The sequence below is a fragment of the Streptomyces sp. NPDC050743 genome, assembly GCF_044456925.1.
In the GTDB taxonomy this organism is placed as follows: domain Bacteria; phylum Actinomycetota; class Actinomycetes; order Streptomycetales; family Streptomycetaceae; genus Streptomyces.
The window spans coordinates 46,981-61,788 of the sequence record NZ_JBITGJ010000052.1 but is presented as its reverse complement, the minus strand read 5'-3'; the positions used below and the strand labels follow the sequence as shown (position 1 = coordinate 61,788).

Here is a 14,808-nt window from a genome sequence, read left to right as displayed (position 1 = left end):
CTGACGGCGATCCGGCTATCCCTGCCCTGCTCCGCAGGAGTCCGATTCCTCCCCGGCCTGAAGGCCGGGGCATCCTCGGAGGAACCCGGTGAAGATCCACAAGTCCTCGACGGACGAGTACGACCAGCGCAATGAGCCGCACGTGTGCTCGTTCTACCTGGACGCCTTCCACTTCGACGGTGGCCAGCAGGTCGACTGGCACATCGAGGTGTGGGCCCCGACCGGTGGCACGAAGGGCACGACGGTGAGGTCGGGTGCCCTGGCCCTGGACGCCGACGGGCACGGCCGCACGTCGGACATGACGTTGCCGGACGGGCACTACAAGCTGTTCTGGAACTTCGACGGCGAGAAGGGCGCGGCCAAGCACAAGGTGTTCTGGACGAACTGCGAGGGCTCCGGCGGTGGTGGAGGTACGCCGTCGTCGGGTCCGTCGTCCAGCGCGACGTCGAGCGCGTCGCCGGCGCCGTCCTCGCCGGCGCCGTCCTCGTCGGCGTCCGCGTCGTCGTCGCCGTCCCCGTCGGCCTCTGCTCCGGGGTCCTCCTCGTCTCCCGCTGCGTCCTCCTCGCCGTCCGCGCAGGGCGGTGGCGGTGGTCTCGCCGAGACCGGCAACGGCGTTCCGGTGGCGGCGCTGTCGGGTGCCGCGGCGGTGCTGGTCGGTGCGGGCGGCTACCTGGTGGTGCGGCGCCGGAAGGCGCGCGGCTGACCGGAGCCGGAAAGGGTGGTGCTCCCGGGGTCGTACGACCTCGGGAGCACCTTTGTGCTCCGGCGGCGGGTCAGCCGGTGTTGCGCAGGCCGGCCGCCACGCCGTTGACGGTGAGGAGCAGGGCGCGGGAGAGCAGCGGGTCGGGGTCGGTGCCCGCGGCCGCCGCGTCGCGCTGGCGCTTGAGCAGGGTGACCTGGAGGTAGGAGATGGGGTCCAGGTAGGCGTCGCGGATGGCGAAGGTCTGCTTGAGGACGGGCTGGGCGTCCAGCAGGTCCTGTTCACCGGTGATCCGCAGGACCTCGCGGACGGTCAGTTCGTGTTCGGCCCTGATGGTGTCGAAGACGTGCTTGAGGTCGTCGGGGACGAGGGTGTCGACGTAGTGCCGGGCGATCCTGAGGTCGGTCTTGGCGAGGGTCATCTCGACGTTGGAGATGAAGTTCCGGAAGAAGTGCCACTGCTGGTGCATCTCGTCCAGGACGGTGTCGAGGCCCGCCTCGCGCAGGGCCTTCAGTCCCGATCCCACGCCGAACCAGCCGGGGACGATCTGCCGGGACTGGGTCCAGCCGAACACCCAGGGGATGGCGCGCAGGCCGTCGAGGCCGGCGCCGGAGTCGGGGCGCCGGGAGGGGCGGGAGCCGAGGTGGAGTTCGGCGAGCTGGTCGACCGGGGTGGAGGCGAAGAAGTACGCCGGGAGGTCGGGGTCCTCCACCAGGCGGCGGTAGGCCGCGTGGGCGGCGTCCGACACCACGTCCATGGCGGCGTCCCAGCGGGCGAGGGCCTCGTCGGACTGGCGGGGGGCGGTGTGCAGGGCGGAGGCCTGCAGGGTGGCCGCGACGGTCAGTTCCAGGTTCTCCCGGGCGAGGGAGGGGATGAGGTACTTGTCGGAGATGACCTCGCCCTGCTCGGTGACCTTGATCTCGCCTTCGAGGGTGCCCCAGGGCTGGGCGAGGATGGCGTCGTGGGAGGGGCCGCCGCCGCGGCCGACGGTGCCGCCGCGGCCGTGGAAGAGGCGCAGGCGTACGCCGTAGCGGTGGGCGACGTCGCGCAGGCGGCGCTGGGCGCGGTGGATCTCCCACTGGCTGGTGGTGATGCCGCCGAACTTGGAGGAGTCGGAGTAGCCGAGCATGACCTCCTGGACGTCGCCGCGCAGCGCGACCAGGCGCCGGTAGGACGGGTCGGAGAGCATGTCCTCGAGGATGGTGTCGGCGGCGCGCAGCTCGTCGGTGGTCTCCAGCAGGGGGACGATGCCGATCTTCGCCCAGCCGGCGTGGAGGTCCATCAGGCCGGCCTCGCGGGCGAGGACGGCGGCGGCGAAGACGTCGTCGGCGCCCTGGCACATGGAGATGATGTAGGACTCGACGACCTCGGGGCCGAAGACCTCCAGGGCCTTCCTGACGGTCTCGAAGACGCCGAGGGTCTTGCGCCCGGCGGCGTCGACGGGCGCCGGGGTGGGGGCGAGCGGGCGGCGGGAGCGCAGTTCCTTGGCGAGGAGCTTGGCGCGGTACTCGCGGGGCATGTCGGCGTAGCACCAGGACTCCTCGCCGAGGCGGTCGAAGAGCTGGCCGAGGGCGTGGTGGTGGGCGTCGGCGTGTTCGCGGACGTCCATGGTGGCGAGCTGGAGGCCGAAGGCGGCGAGGGTGCGGATGGTGCGGGCGAGGCGGCCGTCGGCGAGCAGGCCGCCGCGGTGCTCGCGCAGCGAGGCTTGGATGATCGTGAGGTCCTTCAGCAGCTCGCTGGTGCCGAGGTAGTCGCGGCCCGCCTCGTGCGGGATGCCCCGGGCGAGGCGCTGCTTGGTGTTCTCCAGCTTCTGCCGGATGCAGGTGGCCTTGAGCCGGTAGGGCTCCTCGGCGTTGAGGCGCTTGTAGCGGGGGCTGATCTCGGGGAGCACCTCCAGGTCCTGCTCGAGGGACTTCAGGAGCTCTTCGGTGGCGCCGGTGTAGCGGATGGAGTTGGAGAGCAGGCCGCGCAGCTCGTCGATCATCTCCAGGGCGTCGTTGATGCCGTGCTCGTGCTGGAGGATGAGGACGTCCCAGGTGACCTGGGGGGTGACGTTGGGGTTGCCGTCGCGGTCGCCGCCGATCCAGGTGCCGAAGGTGAGCGGGCGGGTGTCGTCGGGGAGCTTGACGCCGACGCGCTCCAGTTCCGCGGTCAGGTCCTCCAGGACGTCGCCGACGGCCTCGGCGTGCAGCTCGTCGAGGTAGTAGATGGCGTTGCGGGCCTCGTCGGCGGGCTCGGGGCGTACGACGCGCAGCTCGTCGGTCTGCCACACGAGGTCGATGTTCTCGGCGAGGCGGACGTCGTGGCGGCGGCGGTCGGAGCCCTGGACGGGGGTCTCCAGGAGCGCGGCGATGCGCCGGAGCTTGTTCAGCACCGAGCGGCGCGCGGCCTCGGTGGGGTGCGCCGTGAACACCGGGCGGACGTTCAGGTTCTGGACGGTCTGCTTCAGGTGCGCGGGGTCGGCGTCCTTGAGGCGGTCGGCGGTGCGGGCGAGGAGTCCGCCCTCGGCGGCGCGCCGGGCGCGCAGTTCGCGGCCGCGGTGCACCTGTTCGGTGACGTTGGCGAGGTGGAAGTAGGTGGAGAAGGCGCGCACCAGCTTGGCCGCGGTTTCCAGTTCGGTGCCGCGCAGCAGCTCGGCGGCGGCCTCGCCGTCCTCACGGGTGAGACGGCGGACCTTCTCGACCAGGTCGAGGAGCTCGGGTCCTTCCTGCCGTACGAGGGTCTCGCCCAGGAGATCACCCAGCCGGCGGATGTCGGCGCGCAGCTCGCTGCTGGTCGTGGTGGTCTGGTCGTCGGCACTGCTCACAGGTGCGGCTCCTTGCAGTGTGGAAGCTCGTCTGGAGGGAACCCGGCCGGCTGCCGCGCGGCGAGCGCCGCATACGTGCCGGAGTGTCCGGGAAGGAAACTTCAGCGGACCGCGCTGTCCGACCGAGTTCAAGGATAGGTGTCGATGGGGACGCGCAGGCTCCGGGGCTCTTGCCGCCGCTCGACACGCTGCCATACTTACGACGCCGTAGGTTACGGAACCGTAGGGAAGTACCGTCGCCTCCCGTCCGGTCCCGGCGGTGCGGCATCTGCCTCGACCCTCGACCCCACAGGGGACGCGCATGACCTCAAGTTCCGATGTGATCGAAGAAGCCCGTAAGGCCGACGACAGTCCGATCCCGTCCGCCACGCTGGGTGGCGAGCAGAAGCGCTCGATCGAGCAGATCACGCTGCTTTTGTTCATCACCGTGCCGTTCCTGGCGCTCGTGGCGGCCGTGCCGCTGGCCTGGGGCTGGGGGGTGAGCTGGCTCGATCTGGGCCTGCTGGTGTTCTTCTACTTCCTGGGGTGCCACGGCATCACGATCGGTTTCCACCGGTACTTCACCCACGGTTCGTTCAAGGCCAAGCGGCCGCTGCGGATCGCGCTGGCGATCATGGGTTCGCTGGCGGTCGAGGGTCCTCTGGTGCGCTGGGTGGCCGATCACCGCAAGCACCACAAGTTCTCCGACGCGGAGGGTGACCCGCACTCTCCGTGGCGGTTCGGCGAGACGGTTCCGGCGCTGGTCAAGGGCCTGTGGTGGGCCCACATCGGCTGGATGTTCGACGAGGAGCAGACCCCGCAGGACAAGTACGCGCCGGACCTGATCAAGGACCCGGCGATCCGGGCGATCTCCCGCCAGTTCGTGTACTGGACGATCGTCTCCCTGCTCCTGCCGCCGCTGATCGGCGGTCTGGTGACGATGTCCTGGTGGGGCGCGTTCACCGCGTTCTTCTGGGGTTCCCTCGTACGGGTGGCGTTGCTGCACCATGTGACGTGGTCGATCAACTCGATCTGTCACGCGGTGGGCAAGCGGCCGTTCAAGTCGCGGGACCGTTCGGGCAACGTGTGGTGGCTGGCGGTGCTGTCGTGCGGCGAGTCCTGGCACAACCTGCACCACGCCGACCCGACCTCGGCGCGGCACGGTGTGATGCGCGGCCAGATCGACTCCTCGGCGCGGTTCATCCGCATCTTCGAGCTGCTCGGCTGGGCGTACGACGTGCGCTGGCCGTCACGCTCGCGTATCGATTCGCGCCGCAACACCGACCAGGACGGCTCCCGGCGCCGGAGGGAGACCGCGAAGGCGGCATGATTGACGCCGTGGCGACCGACTCCAGCAGCACCTCCAGCAACGACAAACCGCGGCGGACCCGCCGGACCCGTATGACCGGTGCGGAGCGCCGCCAGCAGCTGCTGGAGATCGGTCGCACCCTCTTCGCGGCGAAGGGTTTCGAGGGCACCTCGGTGGAGGAGATCGCGGCGAAGGCCGGGGTGTCCAAGCCGGTGGTGTACGAGCACTTCGGCGGCAAGGAGGGCCTGTACGCGGTGGTGGTGGACCGCGAGATGCGCCGCCTGCTGGACATGGTGACCGGCTCCCTGACCGCCGGCCACCCGCGCGAACTGTGCGAGCAGGCCGCGTTCGCGCTGCTGGACTACATCGAGGAGTACACGGACGGCTTCCGCATCCTGGTCCGTGACTCACCCATCCCCCAGTCGACGGGGTCCTTCGCCTCCCTCATCTCCGACATCGCCACCCAGGTGGAGGACATCCTGGGCCGCGAGTTCAAGTCCCGCGGCTTCGACCCGAAGCTGGCACCGCTGTACGCGCAGGCGCTGGTCGGCATGGTCGCCCTGACCGGCCAGTGGTGGCTGGACGTGCGCCGCCCGAAGAAGGCGGAGGTGGCGGCGCATCTGGTGAACCTGGCATGGCACGGCCTGGACGGCCTGGAACAGAAACCACGGCTGATCGGACACCGGAAGGCTTGACACCGGCTCGCGGGGCCGGGTGCCGGGCGCGACCCCGACGACGGGCACCGGGCACGCGGCCTGTCCCTCCTGAGCCGCCGGCCGTGACCCCCCGCCGACGGATACCGAGCGGGGCGCTGATCCCACCAACAGGCACCCAGCACGGGACGTTGCCCCCGCCGACGGGCGCTGACACTGGACCTTGCCCTTCCCCGCCGGCAGGCGACGGGCGACGGGCGGAGCCCCCGGGAGCCCCCGTCACAGGCGCCGGGCGCGGGGTTGGTCCCACCGACAGGTGCCCGGCACGGGACGCTCCCCCGGCCGACAGGCACCGGGACGACGGGTGTACCCCGCGGCGTCGGCCCCCACCGGCCGAAGCCGGGCGGTGTGTTCGTACGATCGGGCGGTGGTCAAGGTGCGTGCGGTTTCCATGGGGCGGAAGCAGAAGTTCGGGACGGTCGTCGCCGGTGTGCTCGCCGCGGGGCTGTTCGGCGCGACCGTCTTTCTGGCCGGCTCGGCCGTCGGGCACCTGGGGCTGATGGGGCGCCCGCTGGCCATGCGGACCACGCACTGCTGGACGACCGGGCCCTCCACCACCTCGCGCGGCGGCCACACCAGTGGCGGCTGGGACTGCGCGGGACTGGCTGCCACCGGTGGCGGGACGCGCCGGATCACTGCGACCGGTTTCACCTCGTACCCGGTCCTCATGCCGGTGAAGGTGGCCCAGGAGCCCTGGGGTACCTGGGTCCCGGTGGACCAGGGCGGCTGGAACAAGGCGGGCCGGGCCCTCTCCCCGCTGATACCGCTCGCGCTCGCGATCCCGCTCGCCAGGGGCACCCTGGCCGGTTACCGGGGCTGGAGGAACTCCAGGCGGTTGCCCACGGGGTCCTGCGAGTAGAAGCGGAGATGGCCGGGGAGGTTGTCGTCCCAGGTCACCTTCGCGCCCCTGGCGGTGAGCCGGGCCGCGTACGCCTCGATGTCCGTCACCCGCAGCCCCGGGTGGGCCTTCTTCGCGGGCCGGAAGTCCTCCTCGACGCCCAGGTGGAGCTGCACGGCCCCGGCCCGGAACCAGCAGCCGCCGCGCGCCGCGAGGACGGGCGGCTTGGGGATCTCCGTCATCCCGAGGATGTCGACGTAGTACGCCCGCAGCGCGTCCTCCGACCCGGGCGGGGCCGCCAGCTGCACATGATCGACCGCGGCGAGCACGCTCAGCCCTCCTTCACGGCGACGGCGAACAGCCGGCGAAAGGGCAGGACCGTGCCGTACGGCGCGCGGGGGTAGGCCTGCCGCAGCAGGTCCCGGTACTCGGCCAGGAACCCCTCGCGCGCCTCGGGGTCGTCGGCGAGCGCGGTCAGCGCGGGCCGCAGGCCGGTGCCCTTCACCCAGTCCAGGACGGGATCCTCGCCCTGCAGGACGTGGAAGTACGTCGTCTGCCACACGTCGGTCGCGCAGCCGAGGCGGGCGAGGCGGTCCAGGTAGGCGCCGGGGGTGTGCACGGAGTCGGTGCGGCGCAGGACGTCGGCGAGGCGGGACTTCCAGCGGGGACTCCCGGCGAGTTCGCGCATCAGGGCGTGCAGCGGGGCGTCGATGTTGTCGGGCACCTGGAAGGCGAAGGCGCCGCCCGGCCTCAGCCCGGCGATCCAGTCGGCGAAGCGGTCGGCGTGGTCCGGCACCCACTGGAGGGTCGCGTTGGAGACGATCAGGTCGTGACGCTCCCCGGGCACCCAGGTGCGCACGTCGGCGTGGGCGAAGTCCAGCCGTCCGCCGCCGGCCGTGGGGCCCTCGTACTCGGTGCGGGCCGTATCGAGCATCTCCGGGGAGTTGTCGTAGCCGGTGACGTGGGCGGCGGGCCAGCGTTCGGTGAGCCGGGCGGTGACGTTGCCCGGGCCGCAGCCGAGGTCGGCGATGCGGGGCCGCCCCGCGGGCGGCCCCGTGGGCAGGGCGGGGACGCGGGCGAGGAGGTCGGCGAAGGGACGGGCCCGGTGACCGGCGTGCCGCAGGTACTGCCCGGGGTCCCAGATGGGGGTCGTCATGGCACCACTGTCCTCCCCCATTTATCTCGATGTCAAGAAAGTTGATATCAAGAGACTTCACGTCGACACAACCACTACACTGATCTCCATGGAGGACGAGGTCGATCGGCTGGTCGCAGCGTGGCGCCGGGAACGTCCGGACCTCGACGTGGACCCGCTGGAAGTGCTCAGCCGGGTGAGCCGGCTCGCCCGGCATCTGGACCGTGCGCGCCGGCTCGCCTTCGCCGAGCATCAGCTGGAGCCGTGGGAGTTCGATGTGCTGACCGCGCTCAGGCGCGCGGGCACGCCGTACCAGCTCTCCCCCGGTCAGCTGCTGACCCAGACCCTGGTCACCTCGGGCACGATGACCAACCGGATCGACCGGCTGGCCAAGAAGGGCCTGGTGGAGCGGCTGCCCGACCCGAGCGACCGGCGGGGTGTGCTGGTCCGGCTGACCGACACCGGCCGGGACCGCGCCGACCAGGCGCTGGCGGGCCTGCTGGAGCAGGAGCGGGCGATCCTCGCCGAGCTGTCCCGCGCCCAGCGCGCGGAACTGGCCGGTCTGCTACGCCAGTTGACCGCCCCGTTCGACAACATCCCCGGTTAGTTCGGCCGGTCCGACCCCCGCGCGGCGGGCGAGTGCGACGGCGGCCAGGGTCGAGTGGACGCCCAGCTTGCCGAGGACGTTCTGCATGTGGGTGCGCACGGTGTGCGGGGAGAGGAACAGCCGCTCGGCGACGGCCTTGCGGCCGAGGCCCGCGACCATGCAGCGCAGCACCTCCCGCTCGCGCGGGGTGAGGGACTCCACCAGCCGCTCGCTCTCGGTGCGGTGCCGGCGGGCGGCCGTCAGCTCCCTGAGCACGCCGGTGAGCAGGGCGGGCGGCAGATGGGTCTCGTCGCGCAGCACGCCCCGGATCACCGTCAGCAGCCGGGACAGCGAGCAGTCCTTGGCGACCCACCCGGAGGCACCGGCCTGCAGCGCGAGCGCCGCCCGCCGGGAGTCGTCCTTCTCGGCGAGCACGACGATCCGCACGGCAGGCTGGGCGGCCCGGACCCCGGCGACGAGCGAGATCCCGTCGACCAGCCCCTCCTCGCCGCCCCTCTGCACCGGCACGGGAACGGCCGGGCGGGTGCCGGGCACCTGGGCGCCCAGGTCGGCGTCGACCAGCAGCACGTCGAAGCGGCGGCCCTCACCGGCCGCCCGCTCCAGGCAGCGCAGCGCGGCCGGGCCGCTGCCGGCCGCGGAGACCTCGACGTCCGGCTCGGCGGCCAGGGCGGCCGCGAGCGACTCGGCGAAGATGCGGTGGTCGTCGACGACCAGGACTCGGATACGAACCACGAAACCCCCTTCCCCAGGCTCCGCGCGGAGCAGGGGACAACCAAGGTCCGGAAAGGGCCCGGAGAACGACGACCCGCGCGGGCACGGACATCCACGGAAAGGACACGCACCGCGCGGCCGCCGCCGTCGCGGAAACTGCTACCCCCACCGCGGGTTCCGTACCCGCCTGTCTCGCCCCCTGATCAGCACCGGCCCCCACCGGTGCTGTTCCACAGAGTACGGACGGGAGCACGCAGCGGAAGGAGATTTGCAGAACTGGCCGTCCAGCGCGGTTTTGATGTGCCGCATGTTTCATATTGAGGCGGAAGTCGACAAAGCCCGACGTGATCCGCTCCGGGCCGACCGCGTTGTTATGTCCATCACAAGATCATTCTCTCGCCGATGGTCATGGACATGCCTCTCTTACGATTCTTGCGGCGCGTCAACCGATCTTGAAGACGGAGTGAACCTTGAAGAAGAAGCTCAGCCGCATCCTCACCGTGGGTGCCGCCGCCCTCGGCGCCGTCGCCTTCGCCGCGAGCCCCGCGGCGGCCGGTGACGTCGGCGCAAGCGTCACCGGGGCGAAGGGCTCCGCGACCTTCACCTACGACGGCCACTACATCGCCCCCCAGATCTACCTGACGCTGGCCGACACGCGCCCGGACGGCCACCACGCCCAGCTGCGTGTGCAGTCCGTCGACCCGAGCAGGACGGTGCACAGCTACGCGTGGCACTACGTCTACACCGGCGCCGACACCGAGCAGACGTGGCCGACCTCCCTGCAGGACAACCGCGGCATCGTGGCGCTGCGCATCCAGGTCTGCGTCGCCGAGGGCAGCACGATCCTGGGCTGCGACGAGTCCAGCTGGGACGGCAACCCCAACTACTAGCAACAACACCGGCCCCGCACACGCCGAGCGTGTGCGGGGCCGGTGCCTGTCGTGGCCGGGGCGGGTGTCAGACCAGTCGGCCGGCGCCCGGCGACGGCACCGCCTCGAACACCCGCGGAGCGGTGAAGCCCGCTGCCGCGAAGGCCTCTTCGACCGCCTTGGTGAGGGTGTCGACCTCGGCCGCCTCCGCCAGGACGATCGCCGAGCCGCCGAAGCCGCCGCCGGTCATCCGGGCGCCGAGCGCGCCGCCCGCCAGGGCCGTGTCCACGACCAGGTCCAGCTCCGGGCAGGAGATGCGGAAGTCGTCGCGCAGGGAGGCGTGGCCCTCGGTGAGCACCGGGCCGATCGCGCGGGTCTCGCCGGCGCGGAGCAGGTCGACGACCCGCTCGACCCGGTGATCCTCCGTCACCACATGGCGGGCCAAGCGGACCACCTCCTCCTCGTCGCCCAGGCGGGCGAGGGCCGCGTCCAGTTCGGCGTACGGCACGTCCCGCAGGGCGTCGACGCCGAGCAGCGCCGCGCCCTTCTCGCAGCCGGCCCGCCGCTTGCCGTACTCGCCGCCGCTGTGGGCGTGCTTGACCCGGGTGTCCACGACCAGCAGGCGCAGGCCCTCGGCCGCGAGGTCGAAGGGGATCTGCCGCTGGGACAGGTCGCGGGTGTCCAGGAAGAGCGCGTGGCCCTGCTCGCAGCAGGCCGACGCGGTCTGGTCCATGATGCCGGTGGGCGCGCCGACGTAGACGTTCTCGGCGCGCTGGCACAGCCGGGCCAGCTTCCAGCCCGGAAGGCCCAGTCCGAACAGGTCGTTGAGGGCGAGCGCGATCACCACCTCCAGGGCCGCCGAGGAGGACAGGCCGGCGCCGGTCGGGACCGTCGAGGACAGGTGGACGTCCGCTCCGGTCACGCCGTGGCCCGCCTCGCGCAGCGCCCAGACCACGCCCGCCGGGTACGCCGTCCACGCGTCGTCGCCCTGCGGGGCCAGGGCGTCCAGCCGCAGTTCCTCGACGCCGCCCTCGACGTCCGCCGAGTGCAGGCGCAGGACGCCGTCGGTGCGGCGGGAGACCGCCGCGATCGCCCGGTGCGGCAGCGCGAACGGCATCACGAAGCCGTCGTTGTAGTCGGTGTGCTCGCCGATGAGGTTGACGCGGCCGGGTGCCGCCCACACTCCCTCCGGCTCGGCGCCGTACAGCTCGGCGAAGCGCTCCGCGACCTGCTGTGCCCCCACTACTGCTCCCTTGCGATGTGCTGTGCGAACTCCCACGCGTCCGCGACGATGCCCGCGAGGTCCGCGCGGGACGGGTTCCAGCCCAGCTTCTCGCGGGCCGCCTCCGCCGAGGCGACCAGGACGGCCGGGTCGCCGCCGCGGCGCGGGGCCACGATCTCCGGGATCGGGCGGCCGGTGACCTGCCGGACCGTCTCGATGACCTCGCGGACGGAGAAGCCCTCGCCGTTGCCGAGGTTGCAGATCAGGTGCTCGCCCGGGGTGGCGGCGGCCAGGGCCAGCAGGTGGGCCTCCGCCAGGTCCGCGACGTGGATGTAGTCGCGCACGCAGGTGCCGTCCGGGGTCGGGTAGTCGTCGCCGAAGACGGAGATCGCGTCGCGGCGGCCCTGGGCGACCTGGAGGACCAGCGGGATGAGGTGCGACTCGGGGTCGTGGCGCTCGCCGTGCGCGCCGTAGGCGCCGGCCACGTTGAAGTAGCGCAGGGAGACCGCGGCCAGGCCGTGGGCGTTCGCCTCGCTGGTGATCATGTGGTCGACGGCCAGCTTGGAGGCGCCGTAGGGGTTGGTCGGCTTCGTCGGGGCGCTCTCCACGATCGGGACCTCGTCCGGCTCGCCGTAGGTCGCCGCCGTGGAGGAGAAGACGAGCTTGCGGACGCCCGCCTCGCGCATCGCGCCGAGCAGCGCCATGGAGCCGGCGACGTTGTTGTCCCAGTACTTCTCCGGCTTCACCACCGACTCGCCGACCTGCGAGGACGCGGCGAAGTGCAGCACGCCCTCGTAGGTGGGGTCGAGCCACTTGGCGGCGTCTCGGATGTCGCCCTCGACGAAGGCCGCCCCGGCGGGCACGCCCTCGCGGAAGCCGGTGGAGAGGTTGTCGAGGACGGTGACCTCGTGGCCGGCCTCCAGCAGATGCTGGGCCACGACACTGCCGACGTAACCCGCGCCACCCGTCACCAGGTACTTCATGAACTCGCTACCTCTCGCAGTCGCTCGGCCGCGCGCTCCGGCGGCACGTCGTTGATGAACACGCTCATGCCGGACTCGGAACCCGCGAGAAACTTCAGCTTGCCGGAAGTGCGGCGGATGGTGAAAAGCTCGAGGTGGAGCGCGAAGTCGTCCCGCGTGACCCCCTCGAACTCCTCCAGCGCGCCGAACGGGGCCTGGTGCCAGGCCGCGATGTAGGGCGTCGGAGGTTCCCCCTCGCCGAAGATACGGTCGAAGCGCCTCAAGAGTTCCAGATAGACCTGGGGGAATTCTGTGCGTGCCGGCTCGTCCAGGGCGAGCAGATCGGGCACGCGCCGCTTGGGGTACAGGTGTACCTCGTACGGCCAGTGCGCCGCGTACGGCACGAACGCCACCCAGTGTTCACCCTCGAGGACGACCCGCCCACCGGCGAGTTCCCGCTCCAGGACGGCGTCGAAGAGGTTCTCGCCGCCGGTCGCCTCCTTGTGCGCGGCCAGCGAGCGGAGCATCAGCGCGGTGCGCGGGGTGGTGAAGGGGTATGCGTAGATCTGACCGTGCGGGTGGCCCAGGGTCACGCCGATCTCGGCACCGCGGTTCTCGAAACAGAAGACCTGCTCGACCGAGGGCAGATGCGACAGCTCCGACGTGCGGTCCGTCCACGCGTCCAGCACCAGGCGCGCCTGCTCGGCGGTCAGGTCGGCGAAGGAGGCGTCGTGGTCGGAGGTGAAGCAGACGACCTCGCAGCGGCCGGAGTCGCCGGCGAGGGAGGGAAACCGGTTCTCGAAGACGACGACGTCGTACGACGCGTCCGGGATCTCGCTCAGCCGGTCGCCCCGCGTGGGGCACAGCGGGCACTCGTCGGCCGGCGGATGGTACGTGCGGCCCTGGCGGTGGGAGGCGACGGCGACCGAGTCGCCGAGCAGCTCGTCGCGGCGGATCTCGGACGTCGTATGGGTCCGCTCCAGCGGGCGGCGGTCGACGGCGTCGCGCACGGTGTCGTCCCGCAGGTCGTAGTAGATGAGCTCACGACCGTCGGCCAGCCGTGTCGAGGTCTTCTTCAACGCCGGACTCCTCTACGTCCCGCACCCAATCACTCAACACAATCAAACATAACAGACCACAACTCGACAACATCCAGGACCATCACAATCAAACAAAGAACGTCAACAGAAGTGTTCAATTTCTGAACGCGGAGGCGTAGGTTCCGCTCTGGATCAGTTCGCGCAACGAAGCGAGTTCTTATGCAAACCCCCACAGACAGTCCCCTGTATATGGCGGCGGCACTACGGCTCCCCACAAACTGGCTGGACTACACGATCCTGGCGATCTACTTCGTCGTCGTGCTGGGCATCGGCTTCGCTGCCCGCCGCTCCGTCAAGACCAGCCTCGACTTCTTCCTCTCCGGACGCTCGCTGCCCGCCTGGATCACCGGCCTCGCCTTCATCTCGGCGAACCTGGCGGCCACCGAGATCCTGGGCATGGCCGCGAACAGCGCCCAGTACGGCGCGTACACCGTGCACTGGTACTGGATCGGCGCGATCCCGGCCATGGTCTTCCTGGGCCTGGTGATGATGCCGTTCTACTACGGCAGCAAGGTCCGCTCGGTCCCCGAGTTCCTGCTGCTGCGCTTCGACCGGGGCGCCCACCTGCTCAGCTCGATCCTGTTCGCGTTCGCCGCCATCCTGATCGCGGGCGTCAACCTCTACGCCCTCGCGATCGTCGTCGAGGCGCTGCTGGGCTGGCCGCAGTGGGTCGCGATCGTGGTCGCCGGCGCGTTCGTGCTGGCGTACATCACGCTGGGCGGCCTGTCCTCGGCGATCTACAACGAGGTGCTCCAGTTCTTCGTGATCCTGGCGGCCCTGATCCCGATCACCGTCCTCGGCCTGAAGAAGGTCGGCGGCTGGGGCGGGCTGACCGACAAGCTGACCGCGACGCACGGCGCCAACTTCACCACCGCGTGGGGCGGTACCGGCATCGGCCACGTCAACCCGCTCGGCGCGAACTGGCTGACCATCGTCCTCGGCCTCGGCTTCGTGCTGTCCTTCGGCTACTGGACGACCAACTTCGCCGAGGTGCAGCGCGCGCTGTCCGCGAAGAACCTCTCCGCCGGTCAGCGCACCCCGCTGATCGCCGCCTACCCGAAGATCTTCATCGTCTTCCTGGTGATGATCCCGGGCCTGGTCGCCGCCGCGCTCATCCCGAAGTTCGGCACCGCGGGCTCCGGCTACCAGTACAACGACGCCATCCCCTTCCTGATGCAGGAGCTGCTGCCCAACGGCGTGCTCGGCATCGCCGTCACCGGTCTGCTCGCCGCGTTCATGGCCGGCATGGCCGCCAACGTGTCGTCCTTCAACACCGTGTTCACCAACGACATCTGGGCGAAGTACGTGGTGCGCGGCCGCGAGGACGGGTACTACGTCCGGTTCGGCCGTCTGATCACCGTGATCGGCGTCCTCGCCTCCATCGGCACGGCGTTCCTGGCGTCCTCGTTCTCGAACATCATGAGCTACCTGCAGACGCTGTTCTCCTTTTTCAACGTGCCGATGTTCGTCGTGTTCATCGTCGGCATGTTCTGGAAGCGCGCGTCCGCCAAGTCCGGCTTCTGGGGCCTGCTCGCGGGCACCGTGACCGCGATGATCAACTACTTCGTGTTCTACAAGAAGGGGATCATCTCCCTCCCCTCCGACCAGGGCGCCAACTTCGTCTCCGCGATCGCGGGCTTCGTCGCCGGCGCGGTCGTGATGGTCGCGGTGTCCCTGTTCACCAGGCCGAAGCCGGCCCACGAGCTGCAGGGCCTGGTCTACGGCACCCGGTCCCCCGGCATGTCCGAACCGCCCGCGCCCGGTGACGAGGCCTGGTACCGCCGGCCGGCCCTGCTGGGCTGGGGCGCGGTCGTCCTGGCCGCCGTCTGCTACGTCCCGTTCTCGTTCTGACGCGGG

The 14,808-nt window shown here is 70.8% G+C and carries 14 protein-coding genes; 7 read left to right on the top strand and 7 right to left on the bottom strand.

What is annotated here, in order from left to right:
• Positions 1–88: 88 nt before the first annotated feature.
• Positions 89–703, top strand: a complete 615-nt coding sequence (locus ACIBJF_RS34805; RefSeq protein ID WP_399179826.1) for an LPXTG cell wall anchor domain-containing protein — start codon at positions 89–91, stop codon at positions 701–703.
• Between the two features lie 70 nt (positions 704–773).
• On the opposite strand, the gene ppc is transcribed toward ACIBJF_RS34805, so the two are convergent.
• On the bottom strand, positions 774–3,506 hold the full coding sequence (ppc, locus tag ACIBJF_RS34800) for a phosphoenolpyruvate carboxylase (RefSeq protein WP_399179825.1): 2,733 nt from the start codon (positions 3,504–3,506) through the stop codon (positions 774–776).
• A 301-nt stretch (positions 3,507–3,807) separates the two neighbouring features.
• On the opposite strand from ppc, the gene ACIBJF_RS34795 reads away from it, so the two are divergent.
• The 3 genes from ACIBJF_RS34795 to ACIBJF_RS34785 all read left to right on the top strand — a co-directional run bounded on the left by ACIBJF_RS34795 (position 3,808) and on the right by ACIBJF_RS34785 (position 6,366).
• On the top strand, positions 3,808–4,815 hold the full coding sequence (locus ACIBJF_RS34795) for an acyl-CoA desaturase (protein WP_399179823.1): 1,008 nt from the start codon (positions 3,808–3,810) through the stop codon (positions 4,813–4,815).
• Positions 4,812–5,489 (top strand): TetR family transcriptional regulator, encoded by a 678-nt coding sequence (locus tag ACIBJF_RS34790; protein WP_399179821.1) that lies wholly within the window; start codon positions 4,812–4,814, stop codon positions 5,487–5,489. Before ACIBJF_RS34795 ends, ACIBJF_RS34790 begins: the two co-directional genes overlap by 4 nt.
• A 409-nt stretch (positions 5,490–5,898) precedes the next feature.
• The gene (locus ACIBJF_RS34785; RefSeq protein ID WP_399179819.1) at positions 5,899–6,366 is read left to right on the top strand and encodes a hypothetical protein; all 468 of its coding nucleotides are present in this window, start codon (positions 5,899–5,901) and stop codon (positions 6,364–6,366) included.
• Here ACIBJF_RS34785 and ACIBJF_RS34780 read toward each other — a convergent pair.
• Positions 6,315–6,674 carry a VOC family protein gene (locus ACIBJF_RS34780; RefSeq protein WP_399179817.1) on the bottom strand — a complete coding sequence of 120 codons (360 nt, stop codon included), beginning with the start codon at positions 6,672–6,674 and terminating at the stop codon, positions 6,315–6,317. The two genes, ACIBJF_RS34785 and ACIBJF_RS34780, sit on opposite strands and share 52 nt — an antisense overlap.
• A 2-nt stretch (positions 6,675–6,676) precedes the next feature.
• Entirely contained in the window at positions 6,677–7,501 is an 825-nt protein-coding gene (locus ACIBJF_RS34775; protein ID WP_399179814.1) for a trans-aconitate 2-methyltransferase, read from the bottom strand.
• A gap of 88 nt (positions 7,502–7,589) precedes the next feature.
• Here ACIBJF_RS34775 and tamR point away from each other — a divergent pair, with 88 nt between their 5' ends.
• Complete coding sequence (tamR, locus tag ACIBJF_RS34770) at positions 7,590–8,087, top strand: MarR family transcriptional regulator TamR (protein WP_365726829.1); 498 nt, start codon at positions 7,590–7,592, stop codon at positions 8,085–8,087.
• Here the strand turns inward: tamR and ACIBJF_RS34765 are convergent.
• The gene (locus tag ACIBJF_RS34765) at positions 8,046–8,819 is read right to left on the bottom strand and encodes a LuxR C-terminal-related transcriptional regulator (protein WP_399179812.1); all 774 of its coding nucleotides are present in this window, start codon (positions 8,817–8,819) and stop codon (positions 8,046–8,048) included. The genes tamR and ACIBJF_RS34765 overlap by 42 nt on opposite strands.
• A gap of 449 nt (positions 8,820–9,268) precedes the next feature.
• Between ACIBJF_RS34765 and ACIBJF_RS34760 the strand changes: the two genes are divergently transcribed.
• Positions 9,269–9,688, top strand: a complete 420-nt coding sequence (locus ACIBJF_RS34760; RefSeq protein WP_399179811.1) for a hypothetical protein — start codon at positions 9,269–9,271, stop codon at positions 9,686–9,688.
• Positions 9,689–9,755: 67 nt separating this feature from the next.
• On the opposite strand, the gene galK is transcribed toward ACIBJF_RS34760, so the two are convergent.
• The 3 genes from galK to galT are packed head-to-tail and all read right to left on the bottom strand — an operon-like array spanning position 9,756 to position 12,930.
• The gene (gene galK / locus ACIBJF_RS34755; RefSeq protein WP_399179809.1) at positions 9,756–10,910 is read right to left on the bottom strand and encodes a galactokinase; all 1,155 of its coding nucleotides are present in this window, start codon (positions 10,908–10,910) and stop codon (positions 9,756–9,758) included.
• Positions 10,910–11,872, bottom strand: a complete 963-nt coding sequence (gene galE, locus ACIBJF_RS34750; RefSeq protein WP_399179807.1) for a UDP-glucose 4-epimerase GalE — start codon at positions 11,870–11,872, stop codon at positions 10,910–10,912. The genes galK and galE overlap by 1 nt, the downstream gene beginning before the upstream one ends.
• Positions 11,869–12,930 carry a galactose-1-phosphate uridylyltransferase gene (galT, locus tag ACIBJF_RS34745; RefSeq protein ID WP_399179806.1) on the bottom strand — a complete coding sequence of 354 codons (1,062 nt, stop codon included), beginning with the start codon at positions 12,928–12,930 and terminating at the stop codon, positions 11,869–11,871. Before galT ends, galE begins: the two co-directional genes overlap by 4 nt.
• Positions 12,931–13,110: 180 nt before the next feature.
• Here galT and ACIBJF_RS34740 point away from each other — a divergent pair, with 180 nt between their 5' ends.
• Complete coding sequence (locus tag ACIBJF_RS34740; protein WP_399179804.1) at positions 13,111–14,802, top strand: sodium:solute symporter family protein; 1,692 nt, start codon at positions 13,111–13,113, stop codon at positions 14,800–14,802.
• Positions 14,803–14,808 lie beyond the last annotated feature (6 nt).